The following is a 21,154-nucleotide window of genomic DNA, read 5'->3' as shown; positions in this document are numbered from 1 at the left end:
GCCCTTTGGGCCTGGCGCATTGAAACCAAAAAGAGGGCGGGAACATCCTCGTCCACGACAGCCGGCATCAGGCCGATAGAGCCGGGGCTGGCGGCATGTGCAGCGAATAAATGGAGATGAAGTGATGGGGACGCAAAAATTATGGCGCTATGAAAACGGCTTGCTCGTCATGCTGTTCCTGGCCAACGGGTTGATGTTCTTCGATCGTCTTGCGATCAATTTTCTTATGCCGTTCTTGCGGGGCGAGTTTTCGCTCAGCATGGTGCAGATAGGTTTGCTGAACGCGGCATTGGGTGTAGCCTGGGCCATTTCGGGTTTTGCCTTCAGTCAGCTGACCGACCGGCGCGCCGTCAAGCGTCCGGTTCTGGTGTCGGCCGTCGTGGTTTTTTCGCTTTGCTCCATCAGTTCGGGGATGGCGGCGACTTTTGCCATGCTGCTGCTTGCGAGGGTGGTGATGGGGCTGGCCGAAGGCCCCGTGCTGCCGGTGACGCAGTCCTTGATGATGGTCGAGTCCACTCCGGCGCGGCGCGGCTTCAACATGGGATTCATTCAAGCGGTTTCGACCGGTGTGTTCGGTTCTATGCTGGCGCCGGTGCTGCTGGTTTTTCTGGCTCAGGAATATGGCTGGCGCTCCACCTTTTATCTTGCCGGCATTCCGGGCCTGGTGCTTGCGATTGTGTTGTGGCGCTGGGTGCGCGAGCCTTCGCTGGAGCGCATTGCTCGAGCCATGCCCGAGGCAAAGGTTGCCGCCGTTTCGGCGGCCGAGGGCGGGCGGCCATTGTTCAATCGTAATGTCCTGCTGTGTGTCGTCATCGCTTGTTTGTTTATTACGACATTCTTCAGCATTATGGTGTTTGGGCCTTTGTTCCTGGTCGAGCAGCGCAAGTTTACGCCGGGCGAGATGGGAATGTTCATGGGGGTGCTCGGCGTTTCCGCCGTGATCGGCGGAGCCCTGGTGCCTGCCTTGTCCGACCGTCTCGGCCGTCGCCCGGTGCTGGTGTTCGCCCTGTTGCTGACGGCACTCGCGCCGCTGGTCGTGGCGGTGTTCCAGGCCAGTCTGCCGGTATTGTGCGCGGCTATTTTCATCAGTTACCTGGGCATTGGCGCCTTCCCGGTGTTTTTGGCGACGATTCCGGGCGAGTCGGTCGCCGGGCCGTATGCCAGCCGGGCCATTGCTCTCGTGGTCGGCGCAGGCGAGGTGGTTGGCGGGTGCGTGTCGCCGGTGTTGCTGGGCTTTAGCGGCGACAAGCTGGGTGCGGGCACGCCGTTCACGATCGGTTGCGCAACCGCGCTGATAGCCGCCTTGGTGGCATTGTTCCTGCGCGAAACGGCTCCGAGCCGCGTCGGCGCCGGTCGGGATTCGGTTGTATTATTGGCGGAACGCGGCCCTGCCGCGCCCTTACTGGATAATGAAAGGAGTTGAGTGTGGATCAAGAATTGAAAGACCGCCTGGCGATTCGGGACCTGGTCGAGAACTGGGCGGTGTGGCGCGATGCCGGCGACTGGGAGCGGTTTGCCTCGGTCTGGCACGACGACGGCGTCATGATGGCGACCTGGTTCCAGGGGTCGGCGACCGACTTCATCCGCGTCACGCAGGAAGGGTGGAAGAAGGGCGTCAGCATTCTGCATTTTCTGGGCGGCTCGTCCATCGACCTGGCCGGCGATCGCGCCATCATTCAAACCAAGATGACGATTTCCCAGCGCGGCGATGTTCAGGGCGTCTTGTGCGACGTGGTTTGCACCGGCCGCTTCTACGATTTCCTGGAAAAGCGCAACGGCCGCTGGGGCATGGTGTTGCGCCAGCCCATCTACGAAAAAGACCGCGTCGATCCTCTCGACCCTTCGGCAAAGCTGGAAATCGATGCCAAGGCGCTGGCGACATTCCCGTACGGCTACCAGCATCTGGCCTATATTCAAACCCAGATCGGCTACAAGGTGAAAATGGATATGCCCCAGCTCACGGGCGCCGAGGTGGAAGCCTTGTACGCGCGCGGCAAGAAGTGGCTCGAGGGCGGCTCGCTATAGGCTGTTACGGCCCTTGCGCGGCGCGGGAATGCCTTCCCGGGCCGCAGCCCACGACATGCCACCGCGCCGCTGACGGCTTCGGCGCAGCAAAAAAATACCCCGCCGGATATTTCCAGGCGGGGTATTTTTTTGCCGTGGCCCGAGCGCGGCGGCTTATTCCACAGCCTTGACCATGTCTTCGATGACCTTCTTGGCGTCTCCGAACACCATCATGGTCTTGTCCATGTAGAACAGTTCGTTGTCCAGGCCCGCGTAGCCGGCCGCCATCGAGCGCTTGTTCACGATGACCGTGCGCGCCTTGTAGGCTTCCAGGATGGGCATGCCGGCGATGGGCGATTGCGGGTCGTTCTTGGCGGCGGGGTTGACCACGTCGTTGGCGCCCAGCACCAGCACCACGTCGGTTTGCGCGAACTCGCTGTTGATGTCCTCCATTTCGAAGACCTGGTCGTAGGGCACCTCGGCTTCGGCCAGCAGCACGTTCATGTGGCCAGGCATGCGGCCGGCCACCGGGTGGATGGCGTACTTTACGGTCACGCCTTTCTCGGTGAGCTTCTCGGCCAGTTCCTTGAGGGCATGCTGGGCGCGCGCCACGGCCAGGCCGTAGCCGGGCACGATGGTGACCGATTCGGCGTTGCCCATGAGGAAGGCCGCGTCGTCGGGACTGCCCGACTTGACGTTGCGCTGGGCCTGGGCGCCGCCTTGCGAGGCCGAGGCTTCGCTGCCGAAGCCGCCCAGAATCACGTTGAAGAACGAGCGGTTCATGGCCTTGCACATGATGTACGACAGGATGGCGCCTGACGAGCCCACCAGCGAGCCCGCGATGATGAGCATGGGGTTGTTCAGCGAAAAGCCGATGCCGGCCGCTGCCCATCCCGAATAGCTGTTCAGCATGGACACCACCACCGGCATGTCGGCGCCGCCGATGGGGATGATGATGAGCACGCCGAGGATGAAGGCGAGTACCGTCATGATGATGAAGGGCAGCCACTGCTGCGTGCCCATGAACCACAGGCCGCAGGCCACCATGACCACGGCCAGGGCCAGGTTAAGCATATGCTGCCCGCCGAACACCACCGGCGCGCCCTGGAACAGGCGGAACTTGTATTTGCCCGAGAGCTTGCCGAAGGCGATGACCGAGCCCGAGAAGGTGATGGCGCCGACGAAGGTGCCGATGAAGAGCTCGAGCCGGTTGCCCACGGGCAGGGGCTGTCCTTCCGCTGCCAGGTTGAAGGCGTGCGGTTCAGCCACGATGGCCACGGCGATGGCCACGGCCGCCAGGCCGATCATGCTGTGCATGAAGGCCACGAGCTCGGGCATCTTGGTCATTTCGACGCGCTTGGCCATGGTGGTGCCGATGGCGCCGCCGATGACCAGGCCCAGCACGATCCAGCCCAGGCCGGCCACGGCCATGCCTTCCTTGGCTACGCCGACGATCAGCGCCGCCGTGGTCAGCACGGCGATGGCCATGCCGACCATGCCGAAGGTGTTGCCGCGCCGCGAAGTGGTGGGGTGCGACAGGCCCTTCAGCGCCTGGATGAAGCAGACGGACGCAATGAGGTAGAGAAAGGTGACGAGGTTGATGGAGATCATGCTTTGCCTCCCTGAGCCGGCTTCTTCTCTTTTTTCTTGAACATCTCCAGCATGCGGCGCGTGACCAGGAATCCCCCGAAGACGTTGACGGCGGCCAGGGCCACGGCGAACACTCCCATGAAGCGGGCCAGCCCGCCTTCGGTCAGGCCGGCGGCCAGCATGGCGCCCACGATGATGATGGCCGAGATGGCGTTGGTAACGGCCATGAGCGGCGTATGCAGGGCGGGGGTTACGTTCCACACCACATGAAAGCCCACGTAGATGGCCAGGATGAAGATGATGAGGTTGAGCAAGGTTGGGTTGACCGCTTCCATCAGGCGCTCCTTAGCAGGTTGCCGTCGCTGCACATCAGGCAGGCCGCGACGATTTCGTCTTCGCGCTGGATGGCCAGTTGGCCTTCGGCGCCGATAATGAGTTTCAGAAAGTCGAGTATGTTGCGGGCGTACAGGGCCGATGCGTCGGTGGCCACCATGGCGGGCAGGTTGCTGTAGCCGATGAGGGTTACGCCATGCTTTTGCACGACCTGGTCCTTTTCGGAAAGCGGGCAGTTGCCGCCGCGCTCGACCGCCAGGTCCACAATGACCGAGCCCGGTTTCATGCCTTGCACGGTTTCTTCGGATATCAGCACGGGGGCCGGACGCCCGGGAATCAGCGCGGTGCTGACGATGATGTCGGCCTGCTTGCAGCGTTCGGAAACCAGGGCAGCCTGGCGCGCCATCCAGGCCGCGGGCATGGGGCGCGCGTAGCCGCCCGCGCCCTGGGCGATTTCGCGTTCCTCGTCGGTTTCGAAGGGCACGTCGATGAACTTGGCGCCCAAGGATTCGATTTGCTCTTTGGCCGCCGGGCGCACGTCGGAGGCCTCGACCACGGCGCCCAGGCGCTTGGCCGTGGCGATGGCCTGCAGGCCGGCCACGCCCGCGCCCAGCACCACCACCCGCGCCGCCTTGAGCGTGCCGGCCGCCGTCATCATCATGGGAAACAGGCGGCCGTACTGGTTGGCCGCCAGCAATACGGCCTTGTAGCCGCTTAGATTGGCTTGCGAAGACAGGACATCGAGGCTTTGCGCGCGCGTGATGCGCGGCGCGGCCTCGAGGGCGAAGGCGGTAAGGCCGGCCGAAGCCAGGGCCTGCAGCCCCTCCTGGTTGAAAGGGTCCAGCATGCCGACCAGGACCGAGCCGGATTTCATGCCGGCCAGCTCGGCGGCGTTGGGCGCCCGCACCTTGAGCACCAGCTCGGCGCCCAGCGCCTGCTGGGCAGAGCCCAGGGTTGCGCCGGCGGCGGCGTAGGCTTCGTCGGGATAATGCGCGGCGGCGCCGGCCCCTTGTTCGACAATAACCTGATGCTTGGCGCTACTGTATTTCTTGACGGTCTCGGGAGTGGCGGCGACGCGAGTCTCTCCCGGGAGGCTTTCCCGCGGAATACCTATTTGCATGTGCTTGTCTCCATAGTCTTCTGATGCGGTGTTATGTAGTGTTATGTGGTTTTACTGATCCAGGCCATTATTTCAGGGTTTTGATGTTTTGTATTATTGCCCATTAATGTAGTAGTTGCTACATTTTAATATAGCATTTACTACAAAAAGGGTTTTGCCGAGGCATTTTCCTGGAAATTTCCGGCAGGGCCGGCGCCGCGCGCGGCGGCCTGTCCAGGGGGGCGCCCGATTTGGAAAACTTTTGCAACCAAGCTTGACGCCGGATTCGCACTGAGGCTAATTTGGGGCCGTTTCGATAAATTATTTTCATGCGAGGCTGACATGGGACTCTTAGATTCTGTTATTACGACGATTCGTGGTGGGCAATCCAGCTCGGGCCCCGCTCAGGTTTCATTATTGCCCGCGGTCATCGAGTTTGTTAATAGCTATCCGGGCGGTTTGCCCGCTTTGCTGCAAAAATTCCAGCAAGGCGGCCTGGGCGGCGTCGTGGCCTCGTGGGTGGGCGCCGGCCAAAACGAACCTATTTCCCCGACGCAGCTCCAGTCGGTCCTGGGCGACGACGCCGTGGCTCAACTGGCGCAGTCGTCCGGGCAGGAGCCCGACTCCGTCCTGGGCAATCTAAGTTCCCTGCTGCCTACGCTGGTCGATCACGTGACTCCGGACGGCCGGCTCGACAACACTCAAGAGCTGGATGCCACGGCGCTTTTGGGATCGGTGTCGGGGCTGCTGAACAAGCTGTAGGGTTCCGCCGCCAGCCAGGGTTGGGCGCCGCCCTGGCTGGTTTGCGCAAGGCGGCGCAATCGCTACGCCTTGCTGGCATTCAGCGCCTGATCGATGTCGGCGGCGATGTCGTCGATGTGCTCGATGCCTATCGACAGCCTGATCATGTCTTCGCCAACCCCTGCCTTGGCCAGTTCCTCGGGGCTCAGTTGGCGGTGGGTGGTCGAAGCGGGATGGCAGGCCAGCGATTTGGCGTCGCCGATGTTCACGAGCCGCACGACGAGCTTCAGCGCGTCGATGAAGCGCGCACCGGCGGCGCTGCCGCCTTTGATGCCGAACGACAAAATGCTGGCCGGCTTGCCGCCCATGTATTTTTTTGCCAGGGCGTGCTCGGGATGGTCGGGCAGGCCGGCATACTGCACCCACGCAACCTGCGGATGGGCTTTCAGCAACTGGGCCACCTTCAGGGCGTTTTCGGTGTGGCGCTCCATGCGCAAAGGCAGGGTTTCAATGCCCTGGAGGATAAGAAACGCATTGAACGGAGACAAGGCCGCGCCGGTGTTGCGTAGCGGCACGACGCGGCATCGGCCGATGAAGGCCGCCGGGCCGAAGGCTTCGGTGTAGACCACGCCGTGGTACGAGGGGTCGGGCTCGTTCAGCATGGGAAAGCGCTTTTTGTGCTCGGCCCACGGGAATTTGCCCGAGTCGACGATGGCGCCGGCGATGGTAGTGCCGTGGCCGCCCATGTATTTGGTAAGCGCATGTACGATGATGTCGGCGCCGTGTTCGAAGGGGCGGCACAGAGCGGGCGATGCGACGGTGTTGTCGACGATAAGCGGCACGCCATGCCGATGGGCGGCGTCGGCGATGGCCTGGATGTCGACGATGTTGCCGGCCGGATTGCCGATGGATTCGCAAAACACCGCCTTGGTGTTTTCGTCGATGAGGGCTTCGAGCGCGGCCACGTCGTCGTGGGGCGCGAACTTGACCGTCAGGCCCTGGCGCGGGAACGTATGGGCAAAGAGGTTGTAGGTGCCGCCGTACAGCTTTGCGACCGAAACGATGTTGTCGCCGGCCTGCGCGATGGTTTGAATGGCGTAGGTGATGGCGGCCATGCCCGAGGCGACGGCAAGCGCTGCGACGCCGCCCTCCAGCGCCGCCACGCGTTCCTCGAGCACGGCGTTGGTGGGGTTCATGATGCGGGTATAGATATTGCCCGGCACCTTGAGGTCGAACAGGTCGGCGCCATGCTGGGTGCTGTCGAAGGCGTAGGAGGTGGTCTGGTATATGGGGGTCGCCACCGATTTGGTCGTGGGGTCGGCCTGATACCCCGCGTGTATGGCCAATGTCTCTAGTTTCATGATTATTTTATTGAAAGTGGGAAAGAAGAAGGCTGAGGTGCAGCATAACAAATCGCGCCGGGGATTCGTACCCTCACGATGGATTATTGCCGGATTTCCATATAACGATAAGATATAGTTCTGTTACACGCCCGTAAAAAAAACGGGGGACCGCAGGGGTGTTGCGGTTACAGTTGGGTTAGCATTTGGTGTGCGGCGGCGTTGTCCGTTGTTTTTTTTGGAGCTTGTTCGAGGCGGGCATGAAGATTTGGTTCAAAAGAGTATTGATCGGCCTGGTGGCGGCGCTTATCGTGGCGATCGTCGGCCTGGCTATTTTTCTGCTGACTTTTGACCCCAACCTGTATAAAAGCAAGCTTGCCGATCTTGTCTACACCAAATACCACCGTACGCTCAGCGTCAAGGGCGACATCCAGCTTTCGCTATTCCCCCGCATCGGCCTGTCATTGAAAGACGTCGCCCTGTCCGACCGCGACAGCAAGACCACCTTCGCCTCCGTCGACAGCGCGCGCTTTGCCGTGGCCATCTGGCCGCTGCTGTCCAACCGCTTCGTGGTCGATCATGTTTCGGTGTCGGGGCTCAAGGCCTGGGTGGTGCGCGACAAGAACGGCGTATTCAATTTCAACGACCTGATCCAGGGCGTGGCCGATGCCGCGCCCGTGCTGCCGTCCGCCGAGCCGGAAGCAGGCTCCGTCATATCGGTTCCGTCCGCGCCCACGCCGCAATCGGTGGCGCGCGCCGACTTGCAGATCGACATCGCGGGCCTGGACCTGAAAGGCGGCGAAATCCACTACCGGGATGAGCGCAGCGGCTATTCCACCCGCCTGGTCAAGCTGCAGGCCAACACCGGCCGCATGACCTTCGACCAGCCTTTCGACGTTTCCGTGCGGGGCAACCTTGTCACCGATGAATCGGCCGGCAATGCCGTCGTCGAGGGACAGGCCCTGATCAAGCTGGATTCCGCGCAGCGCGCGTACTCGGCGCAAAAACTGAACCTGCAGGTTACTGGCCAGGTGGGCGCGCTGAATGCCAAGGCGGCCACGCTCAAGGGAAACCTGGCCTATACAGCCGCCACGCGCTTGCTGAACGCCAGCAATCTTGAACTGCACGTGCAGGGCGACGTGGGGGGCGCGCAGCCCGTCAAGGGCCTGGACTTCAGCCTGGTGGTGCCGAAGGTGCTCATGAATCCCAGCCGGGCGGAACTCAATATCGAGAAGCTGGCCCTGCGCGCCAAGGGCGGCCTGCCCTCCGAAAGCTTCGAGCTTGCGCTCGACGCGCCCCGGCTTTCTGTGTCGCCGGAAGGGGCCAAGGGCGATACGGTGGCCGGGTCGGTCAAGCTCAGCGGCAAGGGAGTCATGGGCTTTTCGCTGAGCGCCAGCGGGCTTAGCGGCAATGCCGACAATCTGGCGCTCAAAGAGCTCAAGGTCGAAGGCGGCATCAAGCAGGACAACCGCATGGTGCGCGTCAATCTGTCATCGCCCGTGCAATGGGATCTGGTCAAGAAGCAGGGGACGTTGTCGGCCATCAAGGGCGACGTAAAAATCGAAGGGCAGGCGGTGCCCGCCGCCTCGTTCGAGTTTCCGCTGATCGGCAGCGCGCGGGCCGATCTCGTCAAGGACGAGTTCAGCGGCGAGATCAACGCGGTGCTCAACGGCAGTCCGCTGAACTTCAACGTGAAGGGCAGCCGGCTTGCCAATCCGGCAATACAGTTCAACTTGCAGGCCGAGGCCCTGGACATCGACAAGCTGTTCCCCGCCGTGCTGCCCGTAAAAGCCCAGGCCAAGCCGGAAGCCAAACCCGAGGCCGCGCCTGAGGCCGGTGCGGGTGCCAAGCCCGAAACCAAGGCCGCTCCTCCCGCCGCCAAGCCTGCCGGTTCCGAGTCCAAGGCTGCCCAGCCGCCCGCCAAGGCGGCCGGCGGCGCCGCGCCAAAGGCAGCGGCCAATGCCACGGCCGCCGCTGCGGCCAAACCCGGCGCGGGCGATGCCGCCAAGGCAGCCCCCAAGACGGCTGCCACGCCCGTGGCTGCGCAGCCGGCCAATGCCGCCGCGGCGGAGGCCGGCCCGGATATCGACTTGTCCGTGCTGGATACGCTGGATATTACGGGCGGCATCAAGGTCGGCACCATCAAGGGCCGCGGCCTGGAGGCGAAAAACCTCAATGTCTCCGTCAGGGCGCTGAAGGGCAAGCTCGATCTATCGAAAATTACCGCAGACCTGTACGACGGCAAGTTGTCGGGCCGCATTACCGCCGATTCGCACAATGCCCTGACCAGCCAGCTCGCGCTTGACGGCGTTTCCGTCGGGCCCTTGCTCAAGGGCCTGAGCGGCAGCGAGCGCGTAAGCGGAACCGGCGTATTGAAGCTGAACCTGGCTACCCAGGGAAACACGATCCAGGCACTCAAGACGGGCCTGGGCGGAACCGCGCAGGTGCAAATACGCAATGGCGCTATCCAGGGCATCGATATCGAGCATACGCTGGCGCAGGTTGGCGGCCTTTTGCATAATTTGCTGGCCGAAAGCGTGCCCAACCTTTCGAACGGCTTCGACCTTGGAAGCCAGACCGCGTTCTCGTCGCTGGACGCCAATATGGCCATCGACCACGGGCTGGGCCAGATCAAGAAGCTGGACGTCAATTCTCCGTCGCTGCGCATTGTGCAGGGCTCTCCCGCGCAGGTGGACTTCATCAACAACAAGCTCGATCTGGTCGCCAATGTGCGGGCAGTGGGCGGCGCGAAGTCCCAGCTTGCGGATTTGCGCGGCGTGACCGTGCCCGTGCGCATTTCGGGGCCATTCGGCGCCCTGGGCTACCAGGTCCAATGGAAGGACATCAGCGGGGCTCTTGCCAAGAAGGCCTTGCAGAACGGCTTGCTCGACCTGCTGTCCGGAAAGGCGGGGGCTGCCGGCGCGGCCATTCCCGAGCGCAAGGCCGACACGGTCAAGAGCCTGGGCAATGCGTTGAAAGGCTTGTTGGGCAAATGACGGCCGGCCGATACTGCCCCATCATGGCTTGCCGTCCGCTGGAAGATCCCGCGGCGGCGCCCTATCACCGGCGCTGGCTCGTCGTGGACGCCGAAGGCCGCTTGCTTACGCAAAGGCATCAGCCCCGGCTGGCCGAAGTGGCCGTTTCCATCAATTTCGGCTACCTGGCCATTCGGGCTCCGGGCATGCTGCGCATGGACATTCCGCTGGATGTGATCGAGGACGACGACAGCGTCCTGCGGCAGGCCACGATTGGCGCGCAGCAGGTCGATGTGGTGGACGAGGGCGATCTGGCGGCGGCGTGGATATCCAATTTTCTTGGAGTGCCCAGCCGCCTGGTCAAGGTGCATCCGGACGTCCCGGTCGTCATGTGGCCCGAGTGATCGGGGCGATTCCGGTTGCCGCGAAAAGCTTGCGGCTCGTGATCCCGAAGCCGGCGTGCGCGATGCCGACGGCTGGCGTTGACGCCTCTGCCGTTTACGTTCAGTGGTTTGCTTCGGCCTTGGTCAGGCTTTGGTATTTGGCCAGGAGCGTGGGCTGGTCTTCCTGGCAGTCGGGGTCGATTTCGATGCATTCCACCGGACACACCACCTGGCATTGCGGCTCGCCGTAGTGGCCCACGCATTCCGTGCAGCGGAAGGGGTCGATGATGTAGTAGTCGGGCCCCATGGAAATGGCTTCGTTGGGGCACTGCGGTTCACAGACATCGCAATTGATGCATTCATCGGTAATACGCAATGCCATGACCTGATTTCCTGAATAAAGGCGAACCCAATACAACCGCCGGTGCCGGAAGACGCGCGTGCTGCGCGGCTGAACCGCTGGCGGCCAGGCTTTAGTTTAATCCCGATTCGCCGTCTTGCCTAATCAGGACTGTTTTTGTTCTGTTTGCTCGCGCATGCCGGAGGCCTTGCTGTGCAGCCAGCGCTCCACCGAGGGGAACACGAATTTGCTGACGTCGCCGCCCAGGATGGCGATTTCGCGGACGATGGTGCCGGAAATGAACTGGTATTGGTCCGAGGGCGTCATGAACAGGGTTTCCACCTCGGGCAGGAGGTGGCGGTTCATGCCGGCCATCTGGAATTCATATTCGAAGTCGGAGACGGCGCGCAGGCCGCGCACGATGACCCGCGCGTTTTGCTCGCGCACGAAATCCTTGAGCAGGCCGGCAAAGCTGCGCACTTCCACATTGGGGTAGTGGCCAAGCACCTCTTGGGCGATTTCGACGCGCTCTTCCACGGTGAAGAAGGGTTTTTTCGCCCGGCTGTGCGCCACCCCCACCACGACGTGGTCAAACAGGCTGGCTGCGCGGCGCACCAAGTCCTCGTGGCCGCGGGTAAAGGGGTCGAACGTGCCAGGATAGACGACTGTAATCATGGAGATTCCGGAGGCTGAAGCGTTGATGATTGGGGCGGATTCCGCGTTGCGGACGCCATGTCTCGATGTTTAAATTAGCTTATTACGAATCAACGATTATTGTCTATTTTTTGCAATGCAGCAAATTGCAATAGATGGAAATGCACATTGCCGGCCTTGCCCTGGCGCAGGGTTTCGAATTCGGGGGGCGGGAATACCGGGGCTTCCGATTCCACGTACAGCAGTCCCTGCGGCGCCAGGGCGTCGGCAATTTGGCTCCAGAGCTTGTCCAGCCAGCCCTGGCCGAAGGGCGGGTCGAGCAAAATAAGGTCGAAGGGCGTGGCGTTGAGGCGGTCGATGACCATTTGCGCCTCGCCGGCGTGGATGCGCACGGAGTTGGCGCCCAGCTTGGTGCGCAGGGCGCGCAGGGCGGCGATGGCCTGGGGGTTGTTTTCCACCATCTGGACATGCGCTGCCCCGCGCGAGGCCGCCTCGAAACCCAGGGCCCCGGTTCCGGCAAACAGGTCCAGCACGCGCTTGTCGGCAAAATTGCCGCCCCATAGGTGCTGCAGCCAGTTGTACAGGGTTTCGCGCACGCGATCGGGTGTGGGGCGCAGGCCCAGCCCGTCGACCACGGGAATTGGAGTGCGCCGGTAATCACCGCCTACAATACGGATAACGTGTTTTTTCATGATGGTTCGGGAAGCAAGGCCTGGGCTGAATCAACCCAACTTTCAGGTAGTGTAAAACGTATGTTCAGTTTCTTTAAGAAAAAGAAAGCCTCGGGCGAGGACGCGGGATCCGCCGGGGCTGAGCAAGCCGCCGCCGGGGCGGGTGACGCCGAATCGCAGTCCGGGCAAAGCGCTGAAAGCGCTGCGCCGGCGGGGGGCTCCGCCGTATCGCCGGCGCCTGCGGATGCCGGCGCGGCTGGCCAACCGGCCGAGGCTGCCACGCGGGCCGGCGAATCCGCAGCGCAAGAGGCGCCTGCTGCAACCGATGAGCCAGCTACCTCCACGGCATCTGAAGCTTCGAGTGTGGGCTCTGTATCCACGGCCGCATCGCCCGGGGCAGCCGAGTCGCTCCCGTCGCCCGGGACGGCGGGCGCTGTGCCGGAATCCGCGGCTCAGCCTGCGCCCGGGGCAGCGCCTGCCGCGCCGGCAAGCCCGTCTCAAGCTCCAGCACCGGCTTCTGCACCAGCATCGGCTCCGCCGCCGGTCCGCGGTTCGTGGCTGTCCCGCCTGAAGCAGGGCTTGTCGCGCACCGGCCAGAGCATTGGCGGGCTGTTCATGGGCGTCAAGGTCGACGATGCCCTGTTCGACGAGCTGGAAACCGCGCTGATCATGGCCGACGCTGGCGTCGAGGCCACCGAAAAACTTCTTGCCGCCTTGCGCGCCAAGGTGCGCAAAGAGCGCCTGGAAGATGCCGCCCAGGTCAAGGCGGCATTGCGCGACATCCTCACGGAACATCTGGCTCCCCTGGAAAAGAAGTTTCCCGTCGGGTATGCCTCGCCCATCGTCGTGATGATCGCCGGCGTCAACGGCGCCGGCAAGACCACCTCCATCGGCAAGCTGGCCTACGCCTTCCAGGGCCAGGGAGAGAAAGTCCTCCTGGCGGCGGGCGATACCTTCCGGGCCGCCGCGCGCGAACAGCTCATCGTCTGGGGCGAACGCAACAATGTCTCGGTCATCGCGCAGGATGGCGGCGACCCCGCCGCCGTGGCTTTCGATGCCGTCAACGCGGGCCGCGCCCGGGGCGCCACCATCGTCATGGTGGATACCGCCGGGCGTCTGCCCACGCAGTTGCATCTCATGGAAGAACTCAAAAAAATCCGCCGCGTCATCGGCAAGGCAGACAGCCAGGCGCCGCATGAGGTCCTGCTGGTCGTCGACGGCAACACCGGGCAGAACGCCATTGCCCAGATCCGGGCTTTCGACGCCGCCATCCAGCTGACGGGCCTGGTGGTGACCAAGCTGGACGGCACGGCCAAGGGCGGCACGCTGGCGGCGGTGGCCGCCGGCAGCCAGGGCGTGCGGCCCATTCCTGTGTACTGGATAGGAGTGGGCGAAGGCATGGAAGACCTGCAGCCTTTTGTGGCGCGCGAGTTCGCCAGCGCCCTGGTGGGCGACTGAACGGAGCGGGCGGTTTCAGCCGCCCGTGTTCCCGGCGCGGTTTTCGGCCCGCCTCCGTGCGCCATGTCCCAGGAGCGGGACGCCGGATGGCGATTCAGGTCTTGAAGGGGCCGTGTTCGCCCAATTGCTTGAAGAACCTTTGGGCCTGTGATTTTTGCCGGCCCTGCATGGAGCGCAGCCAGCCTATGGCGAACCATATCCGGGGCTCGGCGTCGACCAGGGGCAGATAGTACTGTTCAGCGACGTAGTAGTCGTTCAGGTCGCCCAGCAGCTTCTGGATATGGGTCAGCACGCCGCGCAACGACTCCAGCTCCGCCCGGGGCAGCAGGCGCTCGGAAAAATCCAGGCAGTAGCGCAGGTTCTTGACCTGTTTGCGCAAATCGTGCTGAGTCTCGATGGGCAGGCTTTCAAAATGCGCGCTTCCCTTGACGATTTTCTTCAGCCAGCCGTTCAGCCTTTTGATCAGGGCCGGCTGCAGGGCGTCGCCGGGAGAGCCGGCCCTGGCGGCAGCGCCGGCGGCGCAAGTGGGCGCCGGACTAGCCGTCGCAGCCTCGCCAAGCAGAACCAGGCCGCCCAGCAGTTTCAGCAGGGCGCTTTGAAAAGCCGCGTCGCTTGCTGCGGACTGGGGCCGGACGCGGGGCTGGGCGTGCGCGGGCGGCTGCTTGAAGGCGGGCATCCCGGCCTGCTTCAGCCGGGGTTCGATTTCGAGCTTGATGACGTCGTGGTCGCGCGAACCGCCGAACAGGCCGAAGCTTTTGCGCAGTTCGGCGCGGCTGGGGGAGTCGGGTTCGGGCACCCATTGATGGAACAGCTTCCAGCAGGATCGCAGCCGGCGCATGCCGACGCGCAGTTGATGCACGTATTCGGCGCGAGCCTGTTTGTCCGCGGCTTCCGTATCGACGCCGGCGGCATAGGCGGTATTTTGGATGATTTGCGCCAGGCATTCGTTGGCGCATACCTGGTACGCCTGTGCGACGCCGGCCCTGCCTTCAAGAACCACGTGGCGGGCTTTGCGCGCGGTGCATAGCCGGTCGGCCAGTGCCTTGCGCGCCGTGCCTTCCGGCGCCTGGGCAACGATGCCCGCCAGCGCGTCCCCGCGCTCGGCCTTGCTGCGCATGTCGAGAATCAGCCCATGGCGCCGCAGCCATTGATCGCCGATTTCGAACAAGGCCTCGACATTGCCCGACAGCAGTTCGAATTCGATTTCGCTGATGGGCAATTCGAGCTCGCCTGCAATAATGGCGCCCTGGTCGTAGGCGATTTCGACGACGGCGTTGGGGAGCTCCAGCTGCAGGGCGAGGCGGGCGACCTTTGTTTCGTAGCGTAGCGCCAGCGGGTTTTCCAACCGGTCCAAAACCTGCTGGAATGGGGTGTCGCCGTACAGTTGGACGTCCAGCTCGGGCCGGGGCCGCAGGTGGTTGATTTCCAGGCGCGACAGGGCGTCGGCGCCTGGGGCCTTGACGGTCTGCACCCAGCGCCGACCCTCTTTGCGCAGGCGCAGGGCCACATTTGCCTTGGCCAGTTCGCGCTCGGCGGTGTCGTAATACCTGGCGTGCAGCGCAATGCGCCTGGCTTTGGCGGCGCGCAATTCTTTTTCGATGGCCGTACGGGCCTTGGCCGGCACATGAAGTTTAAGCTCGCGTTCAAGCATCGTTATGTCAGCCCGTAATGAGTCATGGCGCATCTTAGCGCAATCGTACCTCGGCTGCGTGCAATTCCGCTCAGGAATATTGCGGAATATTTTTCACAAATCCGCAATAAAACAAAAACTTAAGGAATCCCGGGGCGCTTTGGCGGCATGGCCGCGCGGTTCGAGTGACAATGTGGGGATATTCGCAGTGGCCACGCGGTAAAATGAGCCAACTTTTATAGAGACCCTAGTCATGAGCAACTCTTTGGCAGCCAGTGCTGCAAGCACGGAAACCTTCGATATTTCGCCTGTTCCCGAAATCGTCGCCGAATTGCGCGCGGGGCGCATGGTCATCCTGGTCGACGAGGAAGACCGCGAAAACGAAGGCGACCTGGTCATGGCGGCCGAATTCGTAACCCCCGACGCCATCAATTTCATGGTGACGCACGCGCGCGGCCTGGTGTGCCTTACGCTTACCGAAGAGCGCTGCCGCCAATTGCAGTTGCCGCTGATGGCCAGCCGCAACGGGGCGCGCTTCGGCACCAATTTCACCATGTCCATCGAAGCGGCCGAGGGCGTGGAAACCGGCATTTCGGCGGCCGACCGCGCGCGCACCATCCAGGTTGCCGTGGCGCGCGAGGCCAAGCCTAGCGATATCGTCCAGCCGGGCCATATTTTTCCGGTGCAGGCGGTGAAGGGCGGCGTCCTGGTGCGCGCTGGCCACACCGAAGCGGGCTGCGACTTCACCGCGCTGGCCGGGTTGACCCCCGCCGCCGTCATCTGCGAGATACTCAAGCCGGACGGCACCATGGCGCGCCTGCCCGACCTTAAAGTCTTCGCTCGCGAACACGGCCTGAAAATCGGCACGATTTCCGACCTCATCCAGTACCGCAGCGAACACGAATCCATGGTCGAGCGCGTTGCCGAGCGCACCATGCAGACTCCCTGGGGCGAATTCCGGGCCGTCGCCTACCGCGACCTGGCTTCGGGCGCGCCGCATCTGGCGCTGGCCCACGGCGCCATCACCCCCGACACCGAGACCCTGGTGCGCGTGCACGAGCCGGCCACCATGCTCGATGTCCTGTCGGCTGACGCCACCGCTCACAGCTGGACGGTTTCCAGTGCGCTCAAGGCCATTTCAGCCGCGCCCACGGGGCTGCTGGTCCTGCTCAACTGCCAGGGCACCGCCGACCTGCTGTTCGAGCAGTTCGCCGCCTGGAAGCAGCCCAGCGAACAGCCGCCTTCGGGCGGCGAAAGCCGTTTCGACCTGCGCACATACGGCATCGGGGCGCAGATCATGCGCGACCTGAACGTCGGCCGGGCGCGTTTGCTGGCGCGGCCGCGAAAAATGCCCAGCATGACGGGCTTTTCCTTGACCATAACGGGTTACGATAGTGAACCTTCGTCCAACGCCTAAATAGGAAACGACTATGAACCCCTATACCCTTGTACCCGACCTGAACGGTGAAGGCCTGCACATCGGGATCGTGCGTTCCCGCTTCAACGAAGAAATCGGCCTGGCCGAGCTCGATGCCTGCCTGGCCGAGCTGGCCGAGCTGGGCGTCGACGAACGCGACGTCATGGTGGTAACCGTTCCGGGCGCCCTGGAAATGGGCGTCACCCTGGCGCAAATGGCCGAAACCTTCGAGTTCGATGCGCTCATCGCGCTGGGCGCCGTCATTCGCGGCGAAACCTATCATTTCGAGCTGGTCAGCAACGAAAGCGCCGCGGCCATCAGTCGCGTGTCGCTGGAAACCGGCATTCCCGTGGCCAATGGCGTGCTTACCACCGACACCGACGAACAGGCCGAAGCACGCGCCGAAGGCAAGGGCCGCGACTGCGCCCGCGCCGCCGTCGAGATGGCCAACCTGGTCGCCGCGCTCGAACCCGAGTCCGACGAAGACGACGAAGACGATGACGACGATTACGAGGACGACGATTACGAGGACGACGATCTTGACGAAGAGTAAGACGCAGGGGGCGGCCGTATCGCGCCCCAATCCTCGCAGCGCGCGCCGGCGCGCGCGCGAATTCGCCTTGCAGGGTGTGTATGCCTGGCTGCTGCGGGGCGACGAAGGCCTGCAGGAGGCCGGAGCCATCGACGCCCATATCCGTGACGACGAAGAATTCCCCGAGGCCGACGCCAACTGGTTCAAGACCTTGCTGCACGGTGTCCTGAAAGAGGCGCCGGGCCTGCGCGAGCGCTTCGTGCCCTACATCGACCGGCCGCTGGCCGAGCTGTCTCCCATCGAGCACGGCATTTTGCTCATCGGCAGCTACGAGCTCATCCACCATCTGGAAGTGCCTTATAAAGTGGCCATCAACGAGGCGGTCGAACTAGCCAAGTCGTTCGGCGGCACCGACGGCTTCAAGTTCGTCAATGGCGTGCTCGACAAGCTGGCCGCCGACGTCCGCCCCGCCGAAGTGCAAGCCGGGGCGCGCCGCTAAGAGGGCTCGTTGGCACACGAATTCGATCTCATCGCCCGGCATTTCTCGCGCCCCGTGCCGGCGCGCTTCCTGGGGGTGGGCGACGATTGCGCGTTGTTGCCCGTGGATGCCGGCCGGCAAATGGCCGTCAGCACCGACCTGCTCATCGAAGGCCGGCATTTTTTTGCCGGCGTGGATCCCGGGGCGCTGGGACACAAGGCGCTGGCGGTCAACCTTTCCGATCTGGCGGCCATGGGGGCGCAGCCCCTGGCCTGCGTGCTGGGGCTGGCGCTGCCCGCCGTCGATCACGATTGGCTCGGGGCTTTTGCCGACGGTTTCTATGCCATGGCCGATCGGGCCTCATGCCCGCTGGTGGGGGGCGACACGACGCGCAGCGTCTCGGGCATTACGTTGAGCGTTACCGTCTTCGGCCAGGTGGATCCGGTCCGGGCGCTGCGGCGCAGCGCGGCGCAGGCTGGCGACGATATCTGGATAACCGGATCCCTCGGTTCGGCCGACATCGCCTTGAAGCTGCTGCAGCAGGCGCTGCCGTTCGACGCCTCCCTTCTGGCCGCCACGCGCGACGCCCTGGAGCGCCCCGAGCCGCCCCTGTTCTTCGCCCAGGACCTGGCCGGGGTGGCCCATGCGGCGCTGGACATCTCCGACGGCCTGCTGCAGGATCTGGGCCATATCCTGGCCGCCAGCCATTGCGGCGCCGAACTGGACTACGACAGCCTGCCTGTGCATCAGGCCTTGCGCGGCTTGCCGGCGGCCGTGCAAGAGGCGGCCGTGCTGGGAGGAGGCGACGTGTATGAGCTATGCTTTACCGCCGCCGCCGATCGGCGCGAAACCGTGCTTGCCCTGGCGCGCCGCGCGGGGGTTCGCGCCACGCGCATCGGCCGCATTACGCAAGGCGGCGATATGATAGTCAGGCGGGCGGATGGCGGCGTGGTGGCCGTGCCTTCCGGTGGCTTCGACCACTTCGGCTGATTGCCGGATTTCCGCCTGGCCAGGTTACTTTAATAAGGTTATTGACGCATGCCAGTTTCCGAGTCCGATTCCCGATCATCGCCGCCGCGCGCCGTTCCCACCTGGTCCTGGATGCTGCGCTCGCCCGCGCGCATCGTGGCGTTCGGCCTCGGCAGCGGTCTGTTGCGGCCGGCTTCCGGAACCTGGGGCACGCTGCTGGCCTGGCTGCTGTGGGGGCTTGCGCTGTCGCGCTTGTCCGATGCGGCGGTGGCCATCGTGCTTGTCCTGTCCTACGCATACGGCTGCTGGTGCTGCCAGCAGGTGGGCCGCGAAATGGGCGAGCCCGATTCCAGCCGGATGGTCTGGGACGAGTGCGTCGCTTTCTGGCTGGTCCTGTGGTTGTCCCCGAATTCCTTCTGGGCCCAGCTTGCGGCTTTTGCGCTGTTCCGGTTTTTCGACATTCTCAAGCCGCCTCCCATACGCTACTTCGATGCGCGCCTGAAGCACGGCTTCGGTGTCATGTTCGACGATATCCTGGCAGCCTGCTACAGTCTGCTGGCAATGGCCATCTTGGTTCGACTAGGAGTTCTGCAATGAGCGATGCAACCCTGATACTGGCACGCGATTTGGGCGAGGCCTTGCAAAAGCGCAACTGGATGCTGGGCTGCGCCGAGTCGTGCACCGGAGGTCTGCTGGCCGGCGCCGTTACCGATATTGCCGGTTCCAGCGAATGGTTCGACCGTGGTTTCGTCACCTACAGTAATGCCGCCAAAATGGAGCAGTTGCGGGTGGGACGCGATACGCTCGAGCGCTTCGGCGCCGTCAGCGAGGAAACCGCCATGGAAATGGCGGCCGGTGTGCTTGGCGCCAGCCAGGCCATGCATTTCGCCATTTCCACCACCGGCATTGCCGGGCCGGGCGGGGCGACTCCGGGCAAGCCGGTGGGCATGGTGTGCTTCGGTTTTGCGCAGCGTGCCCACGACGGCCTGGTGACGCGGGCCGCCACCCATATCTTCGAGGGGGACCGTCAGCAGGTCCGAGCCGCTTCGGTAGCCTTCGCCCTGAAAACGGCCCTGAACATCATCGAGCCGCGTTGATCGCGTCGCGGGTGGCCAGCGCCGCCTTGGCGGCGGCTTCGCGCCAGTCGTCGCCGCTGCCGGCGTACAGAATCGCACGTGACGAGTTGATCATCATGCCGGTGCCGCGGCTGTTGCTGCCGGCTTTCACGGTGGCGGGTATGTCGCCGCCCTGGGCGCCGATGCCGGGCACCAATAGCGGCATGTCTCCGACCCGCGCGCGCACCTTGGCCAATTCTTCCGGAAACGTGGCGCCCACCACCAGCGAGCACTGGCCGTTGGCGTTCCACCGGTCGGCCACCAGGCCGGCGACGCGCAGATAGAGCGGTTCGCCATCTTTGGTTTCCACGAACTGCAGGTCCGAGCCGCCTTTGTTCGACGTGCGGCACAGGACAATGACGCCTTTTTCCCGCCACGACAAATAGGGTTCGACGGAATCGAAACCCATATAGGGATTGACCGTTACCGCATCGGCCTGATAGCGCTCGAAGGCTTCCTGGGCGTATTGCTCGGCGGTCGAGCCGATGTCGCCGCGCTTGGCGTCCAGCACGATGGGCAGTTGCGGGTATTGTTCGCGCACATAGGCCAGGAGCGCTTCCAGTTGTGCTTCCGCGCTTTGGGAGGCGAAGTAGGCGATTTGCGGCTTGATGCCGCATGCGAACGGGGCGGTGGCGTCGACGATGGCGCGGCAGAATTCATAGATGGCGTCGGGCCGTCCCTGGATTTCCGCCGGAAAGCGTTGCGGGTCGGGATCCAGGCCCACCATCAGCATGGAGTTGGAATGCGCCCAGGCCTGGTCTAGTTTTTCAGTGAAGGTCATGGTGAGGAGTCTGTCGTGGTCGATATGTCGGGTTTCGCCATGCTGCATTTTATGGCAGGGACGGCGGGCGTGTGGCGGCTACGCTCAGGCTGCCGCATGGTGGACGATGACGGCCAGCCACACAATGCAGGCCAGGGCAATGGACAGCATGACGGCGGCGCTGCCCAGGTCCTTGGCGCGGCCGATCAAGGGGTGCTGCTCCAGGGTGATGGCGTCGGCCAGCGCCTCCAGTGCAGAGTTCAATACCTCGACGATCAGCACCAGAAAGACCGCGGCGATCAGCAGCGCCTGCTCGACCAGGGTATTGCCCAGCCAGAAGGCCAGGGGGATCAGCACGACGGCGGCAAGCAGTTCCTGGCGAAAGGCGGCTTCGTGCTTGAAGGCGGCGCCCAGGCCTTGCAGCGAATAGCGCAGCGCGCCGGCCAGGCGCCTTGGCCCACCTTTGCTTTTGTAGGGAGAGTGCGTGTCGTTCATAGGCTTGGAAAAAGGGCGGCCGCCGTGATTGTGCGGATAGCCAGCATTGTAATGGACTCGGGTGGGGCTGCCCGGCGACAGAGGATGCCCCCACGCTGCGCAGACTTGCGCCTGCTTGCTGCCCCCTAAGGGGGCGCTTTTTGCCTTGGGGCGGCCCGGCGGCAAAAAAT

General features: G+C 63.7%; 22 protein-coding genes. 12 read left to right on the top strand and 10 right to left on the bottom strand.

Annotated features, from left to right (window positions below; translation table 11 throughout):
* Positions 1-124: 124 nt before the first annotated feature.
* Positions 125-1,423, top strand: coding sequence for an MFS transporter (locus VNT00_RS11795; protein ID WP_325587675.1), 1,299 nt, complete (start codon positions 125-127; stop codon positions 1,421-1,423).
* Positions 1,424-1,425: 2 nt separating this feature from the next.
* Positions 1,426-2,025, top strand: a complete 600-nt coding sequence (locus VNT00_RS11790; RefSeq protein WP_325587673.1) for a nuclear transport factor 2 family protein — start codon at positions 1,426-1,428, stop codon at positions 2,023-2,025.
* Positions 2,026-2,178: 153 nt separating this feature from the next.
* Here the strand turns inward: VNT00_RS11790 and VNT00_RS11785 are convergent, their stop codons facing one another.
* Genes VNT00_RS11785 through VNT00_RS11775 form a run of 3 tightly spaced genes read right to left on the bottom strand, consistent with a single transcriptional unit; the run spans position 2,179 to position 5,047 of the window.
* On the bottom strand, positions 2,179-3,615 hold the full coding sequence (locus VNT00_RS11785) for an NAD(P)(+) transhydrogenase (Re/Si-specific) subunit beta (protein WP_325587671.1): 1,437 nt from the start codon (positions 3,613-3,615) through the stop codon (positions 2,179-2,181).
* A complete protein-coding gene (locus VNT00_RS11780; protein ID WP_325587669.1) occupies positions 3,612-3,929 on the bottom strand; it encodes an NAD(P) transhydrogenase subunit alpha part 2 in 318 nt (105 codons plus the stop codon). The genes VNT00_RS11785 and VNT00_RS11780 overlap by 4 nt, the downstream gene beginning before the upstream one ends.
* The gene (locus VNT00_RS11775; protein ID WP_325587667.1) at positions 3,929-5,047 is read right to left on the bottom strand and encodes a Re/Si-specific NAD(P)(+) transhydrogenase subunit alpha; all 1,119 of its coding nucleotides are present in this window, start codon (positions 5,045-5,047) and stop codon (positions 3,929-3,931) included. The genes VNT00_RS11780 and VNT00_RS11775 overlap by 1 nt, the downstream gene beginning before the upstream one ends.
* Before the next feature lie 321 nt (positions 5,048-5,368).
* Here VNT00_RS11775 and VNT00_RS11770 point away from each other — a divergent pair, with 321 nt between their 5' ends.
* Positions 5,369-5,788 carry a YidB family protein gene (locus tag VNT00_RS11770; RefSeq protein WP_414650926.1) on the top strand — a complete coding sequence of 140 codons (420 nt, stop codon included), beginning with the start codon at positions 5,369-5,371 and terminating at the stop codon, positions 5,786-5,788.
* A 62-nt stretch (positions 5,789-5,850) separates the two neighbouring features.
* On the opposite strand, the gene VNT00_RS11765 is transcribed toward VNT00_RS11770, so the two are convergent.
* Entirely contained in the window at positions 5,851-7,128 is a 1,278-nt protein-coding gene (locus tag VNT00_RS11765) for a bifunctional O-acetylhomoserine aminocarboxypropyltransferase/cysteine synthase (protein WP_325587665.1), read from the bottom strand.
* Positions 7,129-7,367: 239 nt separating this feature from the next.
* Here VNT00_RS11765 and VNT00_RS11760 point away from each other — a divergent pair, with 239 nt between their 5' ends.
* Both VNT00_RS11760 and VNT00_RS11755 read left to right on the top strand, forming a co-directional pair.
* Complete coding sequence (locus tag VNT00_RS11760) at positions 7,368-10,103, top strand: AsmA family protein (protein WP_325587663.1); 2,736 nt, start codon at positions 7,368-7,370, stop codon at positions 10,101-10,103.
* Positions 10,100-10,486: an MOSC N-terminal beta barrel domain-containing protein gene (locus tag VNT00_RS11755; protein ID WP_325587661.1), complete on the top strand. Its 387-nt coding sequence runs from the start codon at positions 10,100-10,102 to the stop codon at positions 10,484-10,486. The genes VNT00_RS11760 and VNT00_RS11755 overlap by 4 nt, the downstream gene beginning before the upstream one ends.
* 100 nt (positions 10,487-10,586) lie before the next feature.
* On the opposite strand, the gene VNT00_RS11750 is transcribed toward VNT00_RS11755, so the two are convergent.
* The 3 genes from VNT00_RS11750 to rsmD form a co-directional block, all read right to left on the bottom strand.
* Entirely contained in the window at positions 10,587-10,847 is a 261-nt protein-coding gene (locus VNT00_RS11750) for a YfhL family 4Fe-4S dicluster ferredoxin (RefSeq protein ID WP_325587659.1), read from the bottom strand.
* A gap of 123 nt (positions 10,848-10,970) precedes the next feature.
* The gene (gene coaD / locus VNT00_RS11745) at positions 10,971-11,480 is read right to left on the bottom strand and encodes a pantetheine-phosphate adenylyltransferase (RefSeq protein ID WP_325587657.1); all 510 of its coding nucleotides are present in this window, start codon (positions 11,478-11,480) and stop codon (positions 10,971-10,973) included.
* An 89-nt stretch (positions 11,481-11,569) separates the two neighbouring features.
* Positions 11,570-12,151 carry a 16S rRNA (guanine(966)-N(2))-methyltransferase RsmD gene (gene rsmD / locus VNT00_RS11740; RefSeq protein ID WP_325587655.1) on the bottom strand — a complete coding sequence of 194 codons (582 nt, stop codon included), beginning with the start codon at positions 12,149-12,151 and terminating at the stop codon, positions 11,570-11,572.
* A 60-nt stretch (positions 12,152-12,211) separates the two neighbouring features.
* Between rsmD and ftsY the strand changes: the two genes are divergently transcribed.
* Positions 12,212-13,588 (top strand): signal recognition particle-docking protein FtsY, encoded by a 1,377-nt coding sequence (ftsY, locus tag VNT00_RS11735; protein ID WP_325587653.1) that lies wholly within the window; start codon positions 12,212-12,214, stop codon positions 13,586-13,588.
* Positions 13,589-13,682: 94 nt separating this feature from the next.
* On the opposite strand, the gene VNT00_RS11730 is transcribed toward ftsY, so the two are convergent.
* The gene (locus tag VNT00_RS11730) at positions 13,683-15,239 is read right to left on the bottom strand and encodes a CYTH and CHAD domain-containing protein (RefSeq protein ID WP_325587652.1); all 1,557 of its coding nucleotides are present in this window, start codon (positions 15,237-15,239) and stop codon (positions 13,683-13,685) included.
* Between the two features lie 232 nt (positions 15,240-15,471).
* Here VNT00_RS11730 and ribBA point away from each other — a divergent pair, with 232 nt between their 5' ends.
* The 6 genes from ribBA to VNT00_RS11700 are packed head-to-tail and all read left to right on the top strand — an operon-like array spanning position 15,472 to position 19,711.
* Positions 15,472-16,635, top strand: coding sequence for a bifunctional 3,4-dihydroxy-2-butanone-4-phosphate synthase/GTP cyclohydrolase II (gene ribBA / locus VNT00_RS11725; RefSeq protein WP_325587650.1), 1,164 nt, complete (start codon positions 15,472-15,474; stop codon positions 16,633-16,635).
* A gap of 13 nt (positions 16,636-16,648) precedes the next feature.
* Positions 16,649-17,188, top strand: coding sequence for a 6,7-dimethyl-8-ribityllumazine synthase (gene ribH / locus VNT00_RS11720; RefSeq protein WP_325587649.1), 540 nt, complete (start codon positions 16,649-16,651; stop codon positions 17,186-17,188).
* Entirely contained in the window at positions 17,175-17,666 is a 492-nt protein-coding gene (nusB, locus tag VNT00_RS11715) for a transcription antitermination factor NusB (protein WP_325587648.1), read from the top strand. The genes ribH and nusB overlap by 14 nt, the downstream gene beginning before the upstream one ends.
* 9 nt (positions 17,667-17,675) lie before the next feature.
* A complete protein-coding gene (gene thiL / locus VNT00_RS11710; RefSeq protein ID WP_325587647.1) occupies positions 17,676-18,635 on the top strand; it encodes a thiamine-phosphate kinase in 960 nt (319 codons plus the stop codon).
* Between the two features lie 48 nt (positions 18,636-18,683).
* Positions 18,684-19,211 carry a phosphatidylglycerophosphatase A family protein gene (locus VNT00_RS11705; protein ID WP_325587645.1) on the top strand — a complete coding sequence of 176 codons (528 nt, stop codon included), beginning with the start codon at positions 18,684-18,686 and terminating at the stop codon, positions 19,209-19,211.
* Positions 19,208-19,711 carry a CinA family protein gene (locus VNT00_RS11700; protein WP_325587643.1) on the top strand — a complete coding sequence of 168 codons (504 nt, stop codon included), beginning with the start codon at positions 19,208-19,210 and terminating at the stop codon, positions 19,709-19,711. Before VNT00_RS11705 ends, VNT00_RS11700 begins: the two co-directional genes overlap by 4 nt.
* Here VNT00_RS11700 and pyrF read toward each other — a convergent pair.
* Complete coding sequence (gene pyrF, locus VNT00_RS11695) at positions 19,695-20,510, bottom strand: orotidine-5'-phosphate decarboxylase (protein WP_325587641.1); 816 nt, start codon at positions 20,508-20,510, stop codon at positions 19,695-19,697. The two genes, VNT00_RS11700 and pyrF, sit on opposite strands and share 17 nt — an antisense overlap.
* Before the next feature lie 84 nt (positions 20,511-20,594).
* Positions 20,595-20,984, bottom strand: coding sequence for a diacylglycerol kinase (locus VNT00_RS11690; protein WP_325587795.1), 390 nt, complete (start codon positions 20,982-20,984; stop codon positions 20,595-20,597).
* Positions 20,985-21,154: the final 170 nt, after the last annotated feature.

This window comes from Eoetvoesiella sp. (assembly GCF_035555955.1).
Lineage (GTDB): Bacteria > Pseudomonadota > Gammaproteobacteria > Burkholderiales > Burkholderiaceae_B > Eoetvoesia.
Note: the sequence above shows the minus strand (reverse complement) of the source record. Positions and strands in the feature narration are given on the sequence as shown.